General features: G+C 70.1%; 17 protein-coding genes and 1 tRNA gene. 3 read left to right on the top strand and 15 right to left on the bottom strand.

Annotated features, from left to right (window positions below; translation table 11 throughout):
• Positions 1-94: 94 nt before the first annotated feature.
• The 4 genes from DW309_RS14590 to DW309_RS14575 are packed head-to-tail and all read right to left on the bottom strand — an operon-like array spanning position 95 to position 3,214.
• Positions 95-751, bottom strand: coding sequence for an SDR family oxidoreductase (locus tag DW309_RS14590; protein ID WP_136035912.1), 657 nt, complete (start codon positions 749-751; stop codon positions 95-97).
• A 28-nt stretch (positions 752-779) separates the two neighbouring features.
• On the bottom strand, positions 780-1,307 hold the full coding sequence (locus DW309_RS14585) for a DUF3592 domain-containing protein (protein WP_136030703.1): 528 nt from the start codon (positions 1,305-1,307) through the stop codon (positions 780-782).
• Entirely contained in the window at positions 1,304-2,095 is a 792-nt protein-coding gene (locus DW309_RS14580) for a hypothetical protein (RefSeq protein ID WP_136045772.1), read from the bottom strand. Before DW309_RS14580 ends, DW309_RS14585 begins: the two co-directional genes overlap by 4 nt.
• A gap of 48 nt (positions 2,096-2,143) precedes the next feature.
• Positions 2,144-3,214 carry an NAD(P)-binding domain-containing protein gene (locus tag DW309_RS14575; protein WP_136045771.1) on the bottom strand — a complete coding sequence of 357 codons (1,071 nt, stop codon included), beginning with the start codon at positions 3,212-3,214 and terminating at the stop codon, positions 2,144-2,146.
• A gap of 134 nt (positions 3,215-3,348) precedes the next feature.
• Between DW309_RS14575 and DW309_RS14570 the strand changes: the two genes are divergently transcribed.
• Positions 3,349-3,424, top strand: a tRNA-Ala gene (locus tag DW309_RS14570).
• Between the two features lie 144 nt (positions 3,425-3,568).
• On the top strand, positions 3,569-3,754 hold the full coding sequence (locus DW309_RS14565; RefSeq protein WP_136030696.1) for a hypothetical protein: 186 nt from the start codon (positions 3,569-3,571) through the stop codon (positions 3,752-3,754).
• 64 nt (positions 3,755-3,818) lie between these two features.
• Here the strand turns inward: DW309_RS14565 and DW309_RS14560 are convergent, their stop codons facing one another.
• The 8 genes from DW309_RS14560 to DW309_RS14525 all read right to left on the bottom strand — a co-directional run bounded on the left by DW309_RS14560 (position 3,819) and on the right by DW309_RS14525 (position 12,048).
• Positions 3,819-4,103: a hypothetical protein gene (locus DW309_RS14560; protein WP_136030694.1), complete on the bottom strand. Its 285-nt coding sequence runs from the start codon at positions 4,101-4,103 to the stop codon at positions 3,819-3,821.
• A 91-nt stretch (positions 4,104-4,194) separates the two neighbouring features.
• A complete protein-coding gene (locus DW309_RS14555) occupies positions 4,195-5,196 on the bottom strand; it encodes an Lrp/AsnC family transcriptional regulator (RefSeq protein WP_240744543.1) in 1,002 nt (333 codons plus the stop codon).
• Positions 5,197-5,219: 23 nt separating this feature from the next.
• The gene (locus tag DW309_RS14550) at positions 5,220-6,119 is read right to left on the bottom strand and encodes an alpha/beta fold hydrolase (RefSeq protein WP_136045770.1); all 900 of its coding nucleotides are present in this window, start codon (positions 6,117-6,119) and stop codon (positions 5,220-5,222) included.
• A gap of 25 nt (positions 6,120-6,144) precedes the next feature.
• Positions 6,145-7,323, bottom strand: coding sequence for a M24 family metallopeptidase (locus tag DW309_RS14545; RefSeq protein WP_136045769.1), 1,179 nt, complete (start codon positions 7,321-7,323; stop codon positions 6,145-6,147).
• 9 nt (positions 7,324-7,332) lie between these two features.
• The gene (locus DW309_RS14540; RefSeq protein WP_136030686.1) at positions 7,333-8,232 is read right to left on the bottom strand and encodes an ABC transporter permease; all 900 of its coding nucleotides are present in this window, start codon (positions 8,230-8,232) and stop codon (positions 7,333-7,335) included.
• Entirely contained in the window at positions 8,229-9,191 is a 963-nt protein-coding gene (locus DW309_RS14535) for an ABC transporter permease (RefSeq protein WP_136035917.1), read from the bottom strand. Before DW309_RS14535 ends, DW309_RS14540 begins: the two co-directional genes overlap by 4 nt.
• 32 nt (positions 9,192-9,223) lie before the next feature.
• Entirely contained in the window at positions 9,224-10,843 is a 1,620-nt protein-coding gene (locus DW309_RS14530; protein ID WP_136045768.1) for an ABC transporter substrate-binding protein, read from the bottom strand.
• The gene (locus tag DW309_RS14525) at positions 10,843-12,048 is read right to left on the bottom strand and encodes a dipeptidase (protein ID WP_136030679.1); all 1,206 of its coding nucleotides are present in this window, start codon (positions 12,046-12,048) and stop codon (positions 10,843-10,845) included. The genes DW309_RS14530 and DW309_RS14525 overlap by 1 nt, the downstream gene beginning before the upstream one ends.
• 168 nt (positions 12,049-12,216) lie before the next feature.
• On the opposite strand from DW309_RS14525, the gene DW309_RS14520 reads away from it, so the two are divergent.
• The gene (locus DW309_RS14520) at positions 12,217-13,872 is read left to right on the top strand and encodes a dipeptide ABC transporter ATP-binding protein (RefSeq protein WP_136045767.1); all 1,656 of its coding nucleotides are present in this window, start codon (positions 12,217-12,219) and stop codon (positions 13,870-13,872) included.
• A 10-nt stretch (positions 13,873-13,882) separates the two neighbouring features.
• Here the strand turns inward: DW309_RS14520 and DW309_RS14515 are convergent, their stop codons facing one another.
• The 3 genes from DW309_RS14515 to DW309_RS14505 form a co-directional block, all read right to left on the bottom strand.
• On the bottom strand, positions 13,883-14,572 hold the full coding sequence (locus DW309_RS14515) for an SDR family oxidoreductase (protein WP_136045766.1): 690 nt from the start codon (positions 14,570-14,572) through the stop codon (positions 13,883-13,885).
• A gap of 1 nt (position 14,573) precedes the next feature.
• Positions 14,574-14,954: a ribosome silencing factor gene (gene rsfS / locus DW309_RS14510; protein ID WP_136030675.1), complete on the bottom strand. Its 381-nt coding sequence runs from the start codon at positions 14,952-14,954 to the stop codon at positions 14,574-14,576.
• Positions 14,954-15,943: hypothetical protein (locus tag DW309_RS14505; protein WP_342590378.1), on the bottom strand; the 990-nt coding region annotated here is incomplete at its 5' end. The genes rsfS and DW309_RS14505, both read right to left, overlap by 1 nt.

The raw sequence follows: 15,943 nt of genomic DNA, 5'->3' as shown, positions 1-15,943 counted from the left end.
GGGCAGCGCACAGAGGGCGAGCGCCAGCGCGGCGAGCACATCGACCGTGCGCCGTCGCGCGGGCCTCAGGGGCACGTCGGGGCCTCCGCCACGGTCAGCCCGCGAGGGCCTCGGCGATCGGGAGCGAGGAGTCCGCGTCGCCGTTGCCGAAGCGGATCGTGCGGCCGACGGTCGCCGGATTCTGCAGTGCCTCGACGATGACGGCCGCGACGTCGGCGCGCGAGACCTCTCCCCGGCCTTCGGGGTCGATCTGGATGCGTCCGGTCGGCTCGTCGAACGTGAGACCGCCCGGTCCGAGGATCGTCCCGGCGAGGTTCGAGCCGCGGAGGTGCTCGTCGGCGGCCCACTTCGCGTCGGCGTACGCGAAGAACGGGTCGTCCTGCGGGATCCCGTGCTCCGCGGTGGAGCCGATCCAGGACACCAGGACGTAGCGCTCGACGCCGGCACGCTCGGCGGCGTCCATCGACCGCTCCGCCGCGTCGCGATCGACAGCGTAGGTGCGCTTCGGGTCACCGCCGCCCGCGCCGGCCGACCACACCACGGCGTCGTGCCCGCGGATGATCTCGGCGAGGGCGTCGACGTCGAGCTGTTCGATATCGGCCACCAGGGCGGTGGCCCCCGTGGCCTCCACGTCGGCGACGTGGTCGGGATTGCGGATCACGCTGGTGACCTCGTCGCCGCGGGCGACGAGCAGCGGGGCGAGCAGGAGGGCGATGCGGCCATGGCCGCCGAAGACGAGGACGCGCGACATGCTTCCACCCTACGCGCCGGGTCCGACGTCAGCGCGGGGTCTGCGCGCTGTCGATCACGAACGCCTGCGGGTGGTCGGGCAGGTAGCGCACCACGACCGGGGCGCCGCTCGGCAGGTACGCGTCGCGGTCGGGGTAGACCGCCGGGGTGAAGAAGTTGCTCTCCAGCGTGTACTCCACGCCCTCCGCGGTGGTGAACGTGACCCAGTCCCCGTCGATCGTGGCGGTCGTTGGTCGCCCGTTGTCGTAGATGTACGCGCGCGTGACGGGCACGCCGGTCAGGCTCAGGATGCCGATCACGAGCGACCCGAGCATCACGAAGGCGAGCACCCGGAACACGATCCGCACGATCGTCCCGCCGATCCCGGCCCGCGGGCGGGTGTCGAGCGGCAGCAGCCCCTCCCGCTCGCGGATGGCCCGCAGCGACCCACCCGGTGTGGCTCCTCTGGCCGACACGGCGAAGAGCCCGAGGATCGAGAAGCCGGCGATGAACACCATGGCGTAGCCGTGCGACGCGGGGAAGTTGACGAGCCACATGAGGGTGTCGAGCGGGTTCATCGCGTCGCCTCCTTCTCGATCGTGACCGCCACCGTGTGCGGATCCTCCCGCCGGTAGTACGCCCAGATCGGCGCGCCCACCTGCAGCCGCGACACCGCCTGGGGATACACGAACACCGTGGTGTCGGCCTCCCAGGTCGCCGCCCCCTCCGGTGCCACCAGCACCTTGAGCGCGAGCTCGCTCTGCCCCTCCCTGCGGCGTCCGGTCGGGCGCACCTCGAGCACCGACGCGGGCACCGCGGTGCCCGTGGTCCTGGCTCGCACCTGGGCGGGGTCGATGAGCCCGCGGTCGATGCGCCACTGCAGCATCGCCTCTCGCACGGTCGGGTCGCTGAGGTCGGCGAGCTGCACCGTGTCGTGGTCGGTCGTGCTGTACCGCACCGGCACGGGCTGCCCGACCTGGAGTCCCGCGGAGTCGGAGGGGTCGATGAGCATCCGCAGCTGTCCGATGAAGTCGTCGCCCTCAGCGGGGCTCACGCGCAGGAACAGGTCGTACTGCGGCACGTCGTTGATCGTGACGCCCGTGCGGGAGAGCTCGACGATCGTGCCGACGCCGATCCGGGTCTCGCCGCGGAGCTTCGTGCGGCGGCCGAACCCCGTCATCGTGCCGCCGAACGTGAGGAGCAGCCCCCAGGCGACGCCGATCAGGATCGGGCCGCCCAGGGTGTCCTCGCCCGCGAACGGGAGGATCGAGTGGCGCTGATCGACGCCGAACAGTCCCTCGCCCACCCAGATCGCCAGCCAGGCCGTGAGCAGGAGCCAGACGACCGTGAGGATGATGCGCAGCATGGTCTTCAGCGTATCGAGAAGCCCGGCCGCACTCCGGCTGACGCGCCCTCAGCCGGTCGAGACGGGAACGGCGGCGGCGGCCAGCGCCCGCTGCACGCCCTTCGCGGCCGAGCGCCCCGCACGGTTCGCGCCGATCGTGCTGGCCGAGGGCCCGTACCCCACGAGCTGCACGCGCGGATCGGCGACCGCGGTCGTACCGCGGCCGTGGCGGTCGAGCTGGATGCCGCCCGCGGCGCTGCGGAGGTGCAGCGGCGCCAGGTGCCCGATCGCCGGCCGGAATCCGGTGGCCCAGAGGATCACGTCGACCCGTTCGAACGACCCGTCGGCCCAGCGCACCCCGTCGGGCTCGATGCGTGCGAACAGCGGCCGAGGGTCCGCATAGGCGCCGAGCCGCTCGGCCTCGCGCTCCTGCGGACGCAGCATCAGCCCGGTCACACTGACGACGCTCCGCGGTGGGAGCCCGGCCGCGACGCGCTGCTCGACGAGCGCGACCGCCGCGGCCCCCGCCTCGGGGGTGAAGTCGTCGCTGCGCCAGACGGGCGGTCGCCGCGTGACCCACAGCGTTTCGGTGATCGGGGCGAGGGCGCCGAGGAACTGCACCGCGGACGCGCCCGCGCCCACGACGAGCACCCGGCGGCCTCGGAAGTGCTCCGGCCCCGGGTAGTCGACCGTGTGCAGCTGCTCGCCGAGGAAGGTCTCCATGCCGGGCACGTGCGGCACGAACGGGTGGGTCCAGGTGCCGGTCGCGTTCACGAGCGTACGGGTCGTCCACTCCCCCTCCGGTGCCTGCACCACGAGCAGCCCGTCGTGGTCGTCCACGCGGCGCACGTGCACGGGGCGCAGAACGGGGAGGTCGTGCGCGCGCTCGTAGGCCGCGAAGTAATCCGGCACCGCCTGGTTGGCTCGACGTCGGTCGCGCGCGGGCGGGGTGTCGCCCGGCAGCTCGGCGACGCCGTGCACGTCGCTCATGGTCAGCGCGTCCCAGCGGTGCTGCCAGGCGCCGCCCGGCCGCTCGTCGGCGTCGAGCACCACGTGCGGGATCCCGAGCCGGGTCAGGTGGTACGACGCCGAGAGGCCGGCCTGCCCTGCACCGATCACCAGGCTGTCGAGAATGCTCACGCTGTCAGGAACGCCCGGAGAGCCGCGGTTGTTCCACCCCGGCGACGCGCCCGGGCTGCCCGCCCCGATTGGTGCCGGTGTCGCTTCGTGTAGTACGCTGTTCGAGTTGCTCCGGCAGATGAGGAGCGGCTTCTGGGCCTGTGGCGCAGCTGGTAGCGCACCTGCATGGCATGCAGGGGGTCAGGGGTTCGAGTCCCCTCAGGTCCACCAGAGAATCCCGCGAGAGATCGCGGGATTTCTTCGTTTCCGGCACGGTCGCATGGGGCTAGCGCCGCAGCGCGCGAGCGTCAACCGTCTCCCGATGCCCGTCGCGCCGTCGTAGACAGGATGCATCCGCTGACGAAAGGATGCCCCATGTCCAACCCGACTCCCCCGATCCCGCCCGTCCCCCCGTTCGCCGAGGGTGACGCGGAAGACGTGCCCACGCGCGAGGTCGACGGCGAACGCGTGCTCGACGAGGATGCCGACGACGCACAGATCGACAGCGCCGAGGCCGACCGCGCCGCCACGACGGCGGACGTCGACGGCGACGACGCCTGACCGCCGGACGAGAGAAGGGCACCGCCTCGACCGAGGTGGTGCCCTTCTCTCCGCGCTGCGGCGCTCACGTCGCCAGCAGCGGGGGGCGGTGCGGGATCGCGATCGGGCGCGTGGCCCGGCTCGCCCCCTGCATCCGCTCGACCTCTTCGAGGACCTCGAACGCGGTGCCGTAGCGGATCGCGAGCGGAAGGTCGCGCAGCCACGTCACCTCGACCTCGGTGTCGGCGAGCTCGTAGACGCAGGCGACGACGTGGCGCGGGTCGTTCTGGGGATAGCGCAGGTCGTTGATCACCCACTCGGACGGTGTGATGCGGTGGAGCACGAAACGGGGATCGGGGATGTCGGACATCTGGGGGCCCTCCAGGACTCTCTTATAAGGAGGGTGCGCCCTGCGGGCACGGAAGGGTAGGCCCTTGACACCTGACCGGCGAAGTGCAGGACTAGGTGTCGAGCCCGCCCGCGGAGGCCACCTGCGCCCGCCACCACGGAGTCTCGATGAACCCGCGCTTCATGAACACGAGCTCCATCGCGGCGTTCCATCCGCGCACGCCCTTGAGGTGCGCGATCGTCCCGGTGAGGAAGTCGTGCAGGGTCTCGGTGCTCGGCAGGATGATCTCGCAGTACAGCGAGTTCTCTTCCAGCGCCGCGGCCAGGAACCGCACGGACACGTGCTGCGCGAGCGTCTGTGCCACCGAGGCGATGCGCGACGGCTCGACCCGCAGCATCAGCAGCGTCTCCGCGCTCATGCCCAGCGCCGACGCGGGCACCATCGTCACGGTCGTGAGGCAGCCGGCGCTGCGCATCCGCTCGTACCGGCGCCGCACGCTGCTCTCGTTCATGTCGAGCGCATCCGCGATCGACTGGAACGACGCCCGTCCGTTGTAACGCAGTTCCGCGACGATCGCCCGGTCGGCGTCGTCGAAGTGCGTCGGGTCGCACGTGTTCGGTGCCGGCATGTACGACTTCGGGTCGCTGGCGGCCTCGGCGTGCGAGTCGTACAGCTGACGTCCCCAGTCGAAGCTCACCTTGTACGTGTGCACGACGAGGTCGCTGCGCCAGCGCTCCACGCCGGGGATGGCCTGCAGATCCGTGAGCACGTGCGCGTAGGTCGCCGAGTCCCCCGGGATGACGACCTCCGCGAACACGTCGAACTTGCCGGTCACCAGGGTCACGAACCGCACGTACGGGGAGCCGATCAGCGCCTGCGCGACGCTCAGCTGCGACCCGGGGGTGCAGTTGATGCGCACGAAGAACGTCTCCACGTGCCCCTCGCTGCCCAGGGTCGGCACGATGCCCACGCTCACCACACCCTCGGCGAGCAGCTGCTGCCCGCGCCGGGTGACCGTCGAGACGGACGCGCCGGCGAACTCGGCGATCGACGTCCAGCTCGCGCGTCCGTCCTGCTGAAGTGCGACGACGATCCTCCGGTCGAGATCGCTCACTTCTCTCGTCAGTGGAACGCTCGTCATCGGGTCGGCGGGTACACCCGGTGCAGGAACGTGCGCACCGCTTCCGTCCACGCCTCTGCCTCCTCGATCTGCGGGGAGTGCCCCGACTTCTCGAACACCACCATCTCGGAGTCCGGGATGAGATCGGCGATCGTCTGGCTACACGATACTGGCGTGATCCAGTCGGTCCGGCCCACGGTGATGAGTGTCGGGACCGCGATCTCGGGCAGCCGCGGCTTCAGGTCGTAGTCCGGCAGGTTCACGGAGAAGGCGTAGTTGTGCGCCCGGTAGCGGTAGGGCGTCGCCTGCACCTTCCGCTCGACCGCCTCGGGGTCGTAGACGAAGTCGTACAGGGGCAGGATCTCCCGCCAGCAGTCCTTGAGGTCCTCGTCGTCGCGCACCTGCCCGAGGTCGATGCGGTCGAACTTCTCCATGTCGATGTCGACCCGGTCGGAGGCGAGGGCGTTCTCGCGCGCCAGGTGCGCGTTGGAGTTGTCCGGGGAGGTGTCGCGCAGCACGAGCGCGGCCACGCGGTCGGGGTAGCGCAGCGCGTACTCCATGGTCATGAAGCCGCCGTAGGAGCCGCCGGCCATGACGATCTTCTCCGCGCCGATCCACTCGCGCAGACCGTCGATGTCGGCCGCCCACTGCTCGTGGCTGTAGGTGCCGTTCCCCTCGCTCTGGCCGCTGCCCCTGGCGTCGAACACGACCACCCGGTACTCGTCGGCGAGCCGGCCGAAGCTCGCGCGCGGCTCGGCACGCGACCCCAGCCCCGGGGCGCCGTGATGGGTGATGATGACGGGCGCGTCCTCGGGACCGAGCACCTCGACGGCCAGGTGGTTGCCGTTGATCTCGACCCACTGGTGGTCGCTCGTGGCGGCGGCGAACTCCGGGGAGACGTCGGGGGTGGATGTCATGTCGTCCTCTTTCTTCAACAGGCGTTCAGAGCGCGATGGTGCACTCGTCGAGGCTGCGCGGATAGGTGGTCAGGGGTTCGGCGCCGTCGGCGGTCACGAGCATGCTGTCGCTGATGCGGTACCCGGCGTGACCCGGCACGTAGATGCCCGGCTCGTTGGAGACGACCATGCCCGCCTCCAGGAGCGTGGCGTCGCCGTCCTCCAGCCACGGCGCCTCGTGCATCCCCAGACCGATGCCGTGCCCCTGGCGGTGCCGGATGAACTCGCCCAGCCCGGCGTCGCGGATCACGTCGAGGCACAGCCGGTTCGCCTCGCGGCACTCCAGGCCCGCGCGGATGGTCTCGCGGCCTACGCGCTGGGCGTCGCGGATCGTGTCGTGGTAGCGGCGCTGCTCGGCCGTGGGCTCCCCGAGCACGAACGTGCGCTCGCCCTCGACGAAGCGGCCGCCCACGGCGCAGCCGAGCGAGAGCATGAAGGTGTCCCCCGCCCGGAGCCGGTTGACCGACGGCAGCCCGTGCGGGAACGCGGAGTTCGCGCCGGAGTACACCAGACCGCCCGCGAGCAGCGAGGCCACGACCACGTTGCGGTGCTCGGCATACATGACACGGGTGCCTGCGGAGGTCACGTGCCGCTCCAGCTCGGCCTCGGTGGGCAGCTCTCCGCCCGCCGCGACGGCCTCGCGCACCAGTGCGACCCCGGCCTCCAGCATCAGGTCGGTGATGCGGGCGGCTTCGCGGTGCAGCACCACCTCCTCCGGGAACTTCAGGTATCGGGTGCGGGTGAGCAGGTCGGACGGCACGAGCTCGGCGTGCGGCATCGCGGCGCGGGCGGCGGCCAGGCGCTGATACGGCATCGTGGTCGCGAAACCGACCCTGCCGCGCGGCGACACCGCGTCGGCGAGCACCTGGAACGGCGGGACGACCCCCGGGAACTCGAAGAACGCGACCAGCTCGGCGCGCGCGGACTGCGACTGCGCGTACTCGCGTTCCAGCTCGGGCAGCAGCATCACGACACGCCCTCCCGCCTCGACCCAGATCGCGACCGGCCGCTCGGACGGGTGGTGGAAGAAGCCGGTGAGGTACGCGATGTCCTCCGGGTGATCGGTCAGGAAGGCGTCGAAGCCCTCCTCCCCCATCCGCTCGCGGACACGCTGCTGCACGGTGTCGAAGAACTCCGGCGCGAGGCGCTGATCGAAGACGGTCATGCGGTGCTCCTAGCGGGACAGGTGGCGCGGGTTGCGCGCGTCGTTGTAGGCGATGGACAGGAGGGTGGCCGACAGCACCAGGATCAGGATCGCGATGGAGGGGAACAGCGTCAGCCACCACGCGCTCACCATGGCGCCCGCCTGCTGTGCCTCGTACAGGATGCGGCCCCACGACCATGTGGTCGGGTCGCCCAGTCCGAGGAACGCCAGCCCCGCGGCCGACAGCACCGCCCGCGACGCGGTCACCACGACCGAGACCACGACCACCGGGGTCACCGCGGGCAGCACGTGCCGCGTGATGATCCACAGCGGAGAGGTCGTCATCAACCGGGACGCGTCGACGTACGGCAGCCCGACGACCGTGAGCGCCTGGGAGCGGACGAGTCGGGTGACCTCGGGCCACGAGAACGCCGCGACCACGAAGATGATCGTCGAGGTGCTCGGCCCCACGAGCGCCGCGATCAGGATCATCAGCGGCAGCACGGGCAGCGACAGGGTCATGTCGACGATCACGCTGATGATGCTGTCGAGCTTGCGGAAGTAGGCCCCGATCACCGCGATGATCGTGCCGAAGACGATCGCGATCACCGAGGCGGCCACGGCGACCAGCACGCTCTGCTGCGTGCCCCAGATGACCTCGGAGAACACGTCGCGGCCGAGCGCGTCGGTGCCGAACCAGTGGTCCCCGCTCGGCGGGCGCAGCACGTCGGGCCCGTAGCTCGCCGGGTACGGGGCGATCAGGGGCGCCGCGAGGGCGACGATCACGAGCAGGATCAGCAGGCCGAGCGAGATCATGCCGAGCGGGTCGCGGCGGAAGGCGCGCCAGGTGTGCGCGCTGGCCCGCTCGCTGCCGGCCGCGGTCGGTTCGCTGGGGACGAGGTTCTCGGTGGAGGGCAGCGGAGCGGTCATGCGGTCTTCACTCTCGGGTCCAGGTAGCCGTAGATGATGTCGGTGACCGTGTTGGCCACGACCACGGTGATGGCGAGCATGAGGAATGCGCCCTGCAGCACCGGGAAGTCGAGCTGCGTGACGGCCTCGTAGATGCCGCGGCCGATGCCCGGGTAGGCGAACACGGTCTCGGTGAGCACCGCCCCGCCGACGAGGAACCCGAGCTGGAGCCCGATCAGCGTCGTGGTGGGCAGCAGCGCATTGCGCAGGGCGTGCTTCCACAGGATGCGGCGGCCGCGGAGGCCGTTCGCCTTCGCGAGCAGGATGTAGTCCTCGCCGAGCGTCTCGATGAGGGTGGAGCGCATGGTCAGCACGTAGGAGCCGACCTGGATGAGCATGAGCGACACCGCCGGGAGCACGAGGTGCTGCGCGACGCTGAGGTACCACTCGAAGCCGTAGGTGTTGTTGGTGTAGGCGCCGCCGATGGGGAACCAGCCGAGGTTGAGCCCGAACACGAACAGCAGCAGGATTGCGACGCTCGGCACGAACAGCGACTGCCCGGTCACGCCGAGCACCTGCACGGCCCTGTCGATGAAGCGACCCCGGTGCGAGGCGGCCGCGACGCCGAGCGGCACCCCGATCAGGATCGTGAGGACGAGCGCGGTGATGGTCAGCAGCAGCGTCCACGGCAGCCGCTGCAGCAGCACGTCGGTCACCGGGATGGACTGCGTGAAGGAGATGCCGAGGTTGCCCTGCAGCAGCTGCCACATGTACAGGCCGTACTGCACGATCAGCGGCTGATCGAGGCCGTACTGCTCGAGGATGGTCGCCCGGATGTCCTCCGTCATGTTCGGACTCGCCAGCGCAAGGGCCGGATCGCCGGGCAGCAGACGCAGGAGCAGGAACGTCACGGTCACGGCGAACCAGATCGTGAGCAGACCTCGACCTGCGCGACGGAGAATGAACGATGCTCGGGACACCCGGGCGACCTTCCTCGAGAGTGGGGGTTTTCTTACTCGACCGGGTGCGCGCTCGCGAGCGAGAGCGGGTTCACGATCGACAGCAGTTCGCTCGGCTTGGAGATGAAGCCGGACCATTCGTCGCTCGCGGCGAAGAACAGGTTCTGCGTGTACATGATGTTGTCGTAGACCTGCTCGTGCACGATCTTGTTCGCCTTGCGCATGATCTCGATCTTGTCGTCCTCGTCGAACGTGACCATGCCCTCCTCGATCAGTGCGTTCAGCTCGGGGTCGTCGACGTGGGTGTAGTTGATCGCGCCGCCGGGCAGGTACGACAGGGCGAAGTTCGTCACCGGGTCGTCCATGATGGCGAAGTTGCCGGCGTAGATGTCGTAGTCGCCCTCGTTGGTCATGGAGAGGTAGGTGTTGCGCTCCGTGCCCTGCAGCTCGATCGTGATGCCGGCCTCGGCCGCGCTGTCCTTCACCATCTGCGCCCACTGGCTGGTCACGCTGTCCTGCAGCGAGTAGATCAGGCGGAACGAGACGGGGAACATGCCGTCGGCGTTCGCCGTGTACCCGGCGTCTTCCATGAGCTCGCGCGACTTCTCCGGGTCGAACTCGTACTCGGTGACGGAGTCGTCGTAGTACTTCGCGAGCACCGGCATCAGGGCGCTGGAACCCGTGGAGACGGCCTGCCCCTGCAGGACGACCGTGCGGATGGCCTCGTAGTCCACCGCGTGGGCGAGCGCCTGACGAACCTCGGTCTTCGCGAGGTCGGGCTTCTCCATGTTGTAGACGAGGTGCGCGTAGCCGAGACCGGCGGCCTCGATCACCTGCAGTCCGTCGGTGCCCTTCAGCTGCTCGACCTGCGCGGGCGGGAGGGCATTGGCGATCACGTCGATCTCGCCGCTCTGCAGCGCCAGGATCTCGGTGTTCACGTCGGGGTACACGCGGTACACGACCTCGGCGGGTCCCGGGACGCCGCCGTCGACCAGCGGGTAGTCCTCCACGCGCTCGAGCGTGTAGTGCTGGCCGACCTGGAAGTCGGTCATGATGAACGGGCCCATGCCCACCCAGCCGCCGTCGCTGCCGTCGTTCGCGAACTCCGCGATCGATCCCTTCGGCTCGAACACGTGCTGCGGCACGACGACACCCCAGAAGCCGATCTCGTCGATGATCGACGAGTCGGGCTGCGTGAGCGTCAACTCGACCCGGGTGTCGCTCACCGCGGTCGCGGTGTCGAGGTTGCCCAGCTGTCCGTAGAACGTGCCGGGCGCCTGGTCGCGCTTGACCGCGTTCAGCGTCCACGCGACGTCCTCCGCCGTGAGCGGCTCGCCGTCGCTCCAGGTCAGGTCGTCGCGGATCTCGTAGAACCCGGTGGTGTCGTCGACGTAGCCCCACTCGGTGGCGACGTGCGCCTCCTTGGTCCCGTCGTCGCTGATGCTCAGCAGGTGCGGGTACATCAGGTTGGTGACCCACGAGTCCGTGCGGCTGTTGCCGAGCACGGGGTTGAAGTTCACGACGTCGGTCGTCGTACCGATGCTGAGCGTCTCATCGCTCGGACCGGTCGCGGCGGACGACTCCCCCGGCTCGGGTGCCGTGGGGGCGCACGCGGCGAGGCCGACGGCGAGGACCGCGGCCGCACCGAGTGCGAGGAACGTGTTGTGCTTCATCAGACCCAGACCTCCTCGAGGACGCGCATGGTGTTGCCGCCGACGACCGCGCGGATCTCGTCGTCGGAGTAGTCGTGCTTCACGAGCCAGCCGATGATGTTGTAGAAGGCCTCGGCGGGGTTCTCGATGCCGTCGACGTACGGCTGCTTCTCGTAGTCGACGTTGGCGTGCGCCTGACCCAGCGACAGGTTCGAGGAGAACGCGTCGTGCAGGCCCACGTGGTCGCCGAACAGCGTGTCGGGTCCGAAGCTCACGTGCTCCAGGCCGACCAGGTCGACGCAGTACTGGAAGTGGTCCATGACCGACTCCAGCGAGTGCTTCGGGTGCTGGGGCGAGATGGTGGTGTGCGGTGCGGCCTCGATGCCGATGACCCCGCCGCGCTTGGCGCACTCGATGATCGTCTCGTCCGTCTTCATGCGGTTCGTCGGCCACAGTCCGCGGGCGCCCGCGTGGGTGATGAAGACCGGCTTGGTGGAGTGGGCGATCACGTCGAGGCACGTCTGGTCGCCCGAGTGCGAGATGTCGATCGCGATGCCGAGCTTGTTCATCCGCTCCACGGCGCGCTCGCCGAAGTAGGTGAGTCCGCCGTCGCCGCGCTCCTTGAGGCCGCCGCCGAGCATGTTCGCCTCGGAGTAGGCGATGCCCATCTGGCGGACGCCGAAGCCGTACAGCACATCGAGCCGGTCGACCTCGTTCTCGATCATGGTCGCGGCCTCGAGCGCGAAGATGTGCGCGACGCGGCCGGTCTCCGCGGCGTACCGGATGTCCTTGATCGACTCGGCCTTGATCACGAAGTCCTGGTGCGCGAGGTCGGCCATGCGCACGCCGAGGTCGAACAGCACGTCCTGGTACTTCCACCCGGCGTCGCTGGAGATGCAGCAGGTGCCGTCCATGCCGTTGTCGAACACCGCGGTCAGACCCGAGCGGGCGAGGCCCTGGTAGCCGGTGGGTTCGCGGCCCTGGCGGATGTGGTCGCGCAGCTCCCCCATGTCTTCGGGGAAGACCTGCACGTGCTCGTGCAGCGAGATCACGGTCTCTTCGCGGAGGAGGCGCTCGGTGCGCTCCTTCTGCGCGTCACTGAGGCCGAGGTCGTACGCCGGCACGCGGCCGATCTGCTTGGCGTAGCGGAACTCGCGGTAGTCCTTGCCGGCTTCCAGGTAGTCGTACGCGGTGTAGCCGGTGTAGCGGTCTGCTTGTTCGAGCACGGATGCGCTCCTTCGGGTCGATACGGGGGTGGCCTCCCGTTCGTCGAGCGGGAGATTTCCTCGAATCTCGACGATTCCGGCGCGAAAGTCAACTGTTGTGATGATTTTCGGCCGAGATGTTTCCTGTTCGAAACAATTCAGCGCCAGGATGCTGGCATGATGTCATCCATGGAGAACACATCCGTCCCCGAGAACACCGTCGTCCTCGACGTCCGCGGCCTCACCGTGACCCTCGACGGCTCGCGCGGACCCCAGCGCGTGGTCGACGGCATCGACCTCACCGTGCACCGCGGCGAGGTGTTCGCCCTGCTCGGCGAGTCCGGCTCCGGCAAGTCGATGACGGCGCGCGCGATCATGGGCCTCATCGACAACGGCACCGTGGAGGCCGCGACCCTCTCCCTCGGCGACACCGACCTGCTCACCGTCACGCCGGAGCAGCATCGGCGCCTGCGCGGCGTCCGGGTGAGCCTCGTGATGCAGGACGCTCTCTCCGCACTCAACCCCGTGCTCAGCATCGGTGACCAGATCATCGACCTGATCCGCGCGCACACGCCCGTCGGTCGTCGCGAAGCCGAGGCGCGCGCCGTCGAACTGCTCACCCTGGTCGGCATCCCCAGCCCGGAGAAGCGTGTCCGCGACTACCCGCACCAGTTCTCCGGCGGACAGCGGCAGCGCATCCTGATCGCGATGGCCATCGCGCTCGACCCCGACCTGATCATCGCCGACGAGCCGACCACCGCCCTCGACGTCACGGTGCAGGCGCAGATCCTCGACCTGCTGCTGTCGCTGCGCGACCGCCTCGGCATGGGCGTCCTCCTGATCACCCACGACCTCGGCGTCGTGATGGAGGTCGCCGACCGAGTCGCCGTGATGCGCACCGGGCGCATCGTGGAGTCTGGTCCGGCGGACGACGTGCTCACCGCACCCCGGCATCCGTACACGCTGCAGCTGCTCGACTCGATGCCGCAGGACGTGAGCGCTGCGGCGGACGATGACGGCTCCGCGCCGATCCTGGAGGGACGAGGACTCGAGCGCACGTTCCGCTCCGGGAGCGGACGACGCGCACACCGCGTCACGGCCGTCGGCGGCGTCGACCTCTCCCTGCGCAGCGGCGAGATCCTCGCGATCGTCGGCGAGTCCGGCAGCGGCAAGTCCACCCTGGCGCGCATGCTCGTCGGCCTCGACTCCCCCGACGCCGGCACACTGCGCTACCGGGACCAGGACGTGACGCGGGGTCGGCTGCGCGACCGCAAGGTGCTGCGCCGCGGCGTGCAGATGGTGTTCCAAGACCCGTACATGTCGCTGAACCCGCGCATGACCGTGCAGCAGATCATCGCCGAGCCGCTCGCCGCCACCCGCACCGGCACCCCGGCGTCGCGGCGCGACCGGGTCTCCGAGCTGCTCGAACTCGTCGGCCTCGACCCGGACATGGCCTCGCGCTTCCCGCACCAGTTCTCCGGCGGACAACGACAGCGGATCGGCATCGCCCGTGCCCTCGCGCTCGACCCCGATGTCCTGGTGTGCGACGAGCCGGTGTCGGCGCTCGACGTCTCCATCCGCGCGCAGATCATCGACCTGCTGTGCGAGCTGCGCGAGCGTCTGGGTATGTCGATCGTGTTCATCGCGCACGACCTGTCCCTCGTGCGGCACATCGCCGACCGCGTCGCCGTGATGTACCTCGGCGACATGGTCGAGGTCGGCGACACGGAGGAGGTCTACCGGCACCCCTCGCACCCGTACACGCAGGCGCTGCTGTCGGCTATCCCGCCGCAGACGCGCGCCGAGCGGGGCATGCTCCAGCGACGCACGCGGCTGTCGGCCTGAGCGCCGCGGCTCAGCCGGCGGGACGGACGGTCAGGTCGGTGAGGTGGGCGTCACGCGGAAGGTCGAGCGCCGTGAGGATCGTGGTCGCCACCGCGTCCGGGGTGATGAAGCGCGATGCGTCGTACTCCGCCCCTTCCTGTCGGTGCACCCGCTCCTGCATCGGCGTGGCCGTGCGGCCGGGGTAGATCGAGGTCACGCGCACGCCGTGCTCCGCCTCCTCCGCACGCAGCGCGTCGGCGAGGGCCCGCAGGCCGTGCTTCGATGCCGCATAGGCGGACCACTCCGGGTTCGCCCGGAGCCCGGCCCCGGAGTTGACGAACACCACGTGCCCGCGCGACACCCGCAGCACCGGCAGCAGCAGGCGCGTCAGCTCCGCGGGCGCGACCAGGTTGACGGCGAGCTGCTGCTCCCACAGGGCGGGTGTGAGCTCGCCCACGGCACCGAGGTCCACGACACCGGCGGCGTGCACGAGACCGTCGAGACGGTCGGGCAGGCTCTGCTTCGACAGCGCCCACGAGAGCCGCCCCGGCTGCGCGAGGTCGCCCACGATCGCCGTGGCACCGGGGAGCTCGTCGGAGATCTGCCGCGCCCTCCCCGCGTCGCGCGCCAGCACGACCACGTGGTCGCCGCGCTCGAGGAGGCGACGGACGAGGACGGCGCCGATACCGGAACCGGCGCCGGTCACCAGATGGGTGGCCACCTCAGCCCGCGTCTGCAGCGGTCTCGACGACGTCGAGCGGGATCACGGGGCAGTCCTTCCACAGGCGCTCGAGCCCGTAGTAGACGCGCTCCTCCTGATGGAACACGTGCACGATCAGGTCGCCGAAGTCGAGCAGCACCCACCGCGCCTCCGCGCGGCCCTCGCGGCGCACGCGCTTGTGGCCGGACTCGACCAGGCGGTCCTCGATCTCGTCGGCGATCGCGGCGACGTTGCGCTCGCTGTTGCCCGTGACGAGCAGGAAGATGTCGACGAGCGGAAGAGGCTCGGAGACGTTGAGCGCCACCAGGTCTTCCCCGCCCTTCGCGACGGCGGCTTCGGCGGCGATGCGCAGCATCTCTTCGGCGGTTTCAGGTGATTGCATCAGAACACATTCGTGGTGAAGGCGACGACCAGCGCCACACCGAGCGCGAGAGCGAGGCCACCGGCGACGATCGCCAGGATCAGCATCAGCCGATTGCCCTTCTCGGGCGCGGGCGGACGGATGACCTCGCCGGCGGGCTTGATGGTGCTGACAGCCGAGCTGGCAGCGATGGGGGTGGGCGAGGACGCCGGAGGCAGCTCCCCGTCGATGAGGACGGCGTCGACATCCTTGCCGTCGGCGGTGCCGTGTGCGTGGCCCTGCGAGCCGATGCCCTTCGGCAGCTCGTAGGAACCCGTGATGAGGATCTCCCCCGTCGACGCGACGGGCCCGGACAGCGACCCCTCCCCGGGCGACGGCGTGAAGATCAGCGCGTTGGGCGAGCGGTGCGAGCCGCCCGAGTCGTTGGACGTGAGCAGCTCGTCGAAGGACGGCCGGAACGACGCGGGCTTCGCCGGCTCCTCGGCGGCCAGCACGCCCTCGCCGAACGCAGGGCTCACGGTGGGACGCTCGCCGTCGGCGACCTCGCCGCGGTCGTCGTCCTGATCGGCGAGCAGGTCGTCGCGCTCGTCCGTCGACCCGGTCTCGACCTCGTCGGCCTCCGCGGTGCCGGGGACGCCGAGCAGCTCGGCCACGTCGACCGGTTCCGGTTCCGCCGGCTCGGCGAGCGGCACGCTCCCGGCGGACTCGACGGCGTCGGCGGCGCTCACCGGCTCGATCGACACCTCGTCGTCGACGTCGTCGTCGTCGACCTCGTCATCCGCCGGGGCCGATGGCGAGGAGAAGTCGGGGATGCCCGAGACGATCGACGAGTCGTCGTCCGACTCCTCTGCGCGGGGGGCGGTGTCGCGGTCGTCCTCGGTCGCCTCGGCTCCCACGACTGGCACGGATGCGGTCTTGATCTTCTCCTGCTCACGCGCCTGGCGACGGGTGAGCGGTGCGGCACCGAGGTCGACCGCGGAGTCGGCCACCGGGGCCGGCGCCACGGGGGC

The sequence above is a fragment of the Microbacterium sp. K41 genome (assembly GCF_004794395.1).
Lineage (GTDB): Bacteria > Actinomycetota > Actinomycetes > Actinomycetales > Microbacteriaceae > Microbacterium > Microbacterium sufflavum.
The sequence above is the reverse complement of the archived record's forward strand: the minus strand, read 5'-3'. Positions and strand labels throughout refer to the sequence as shown.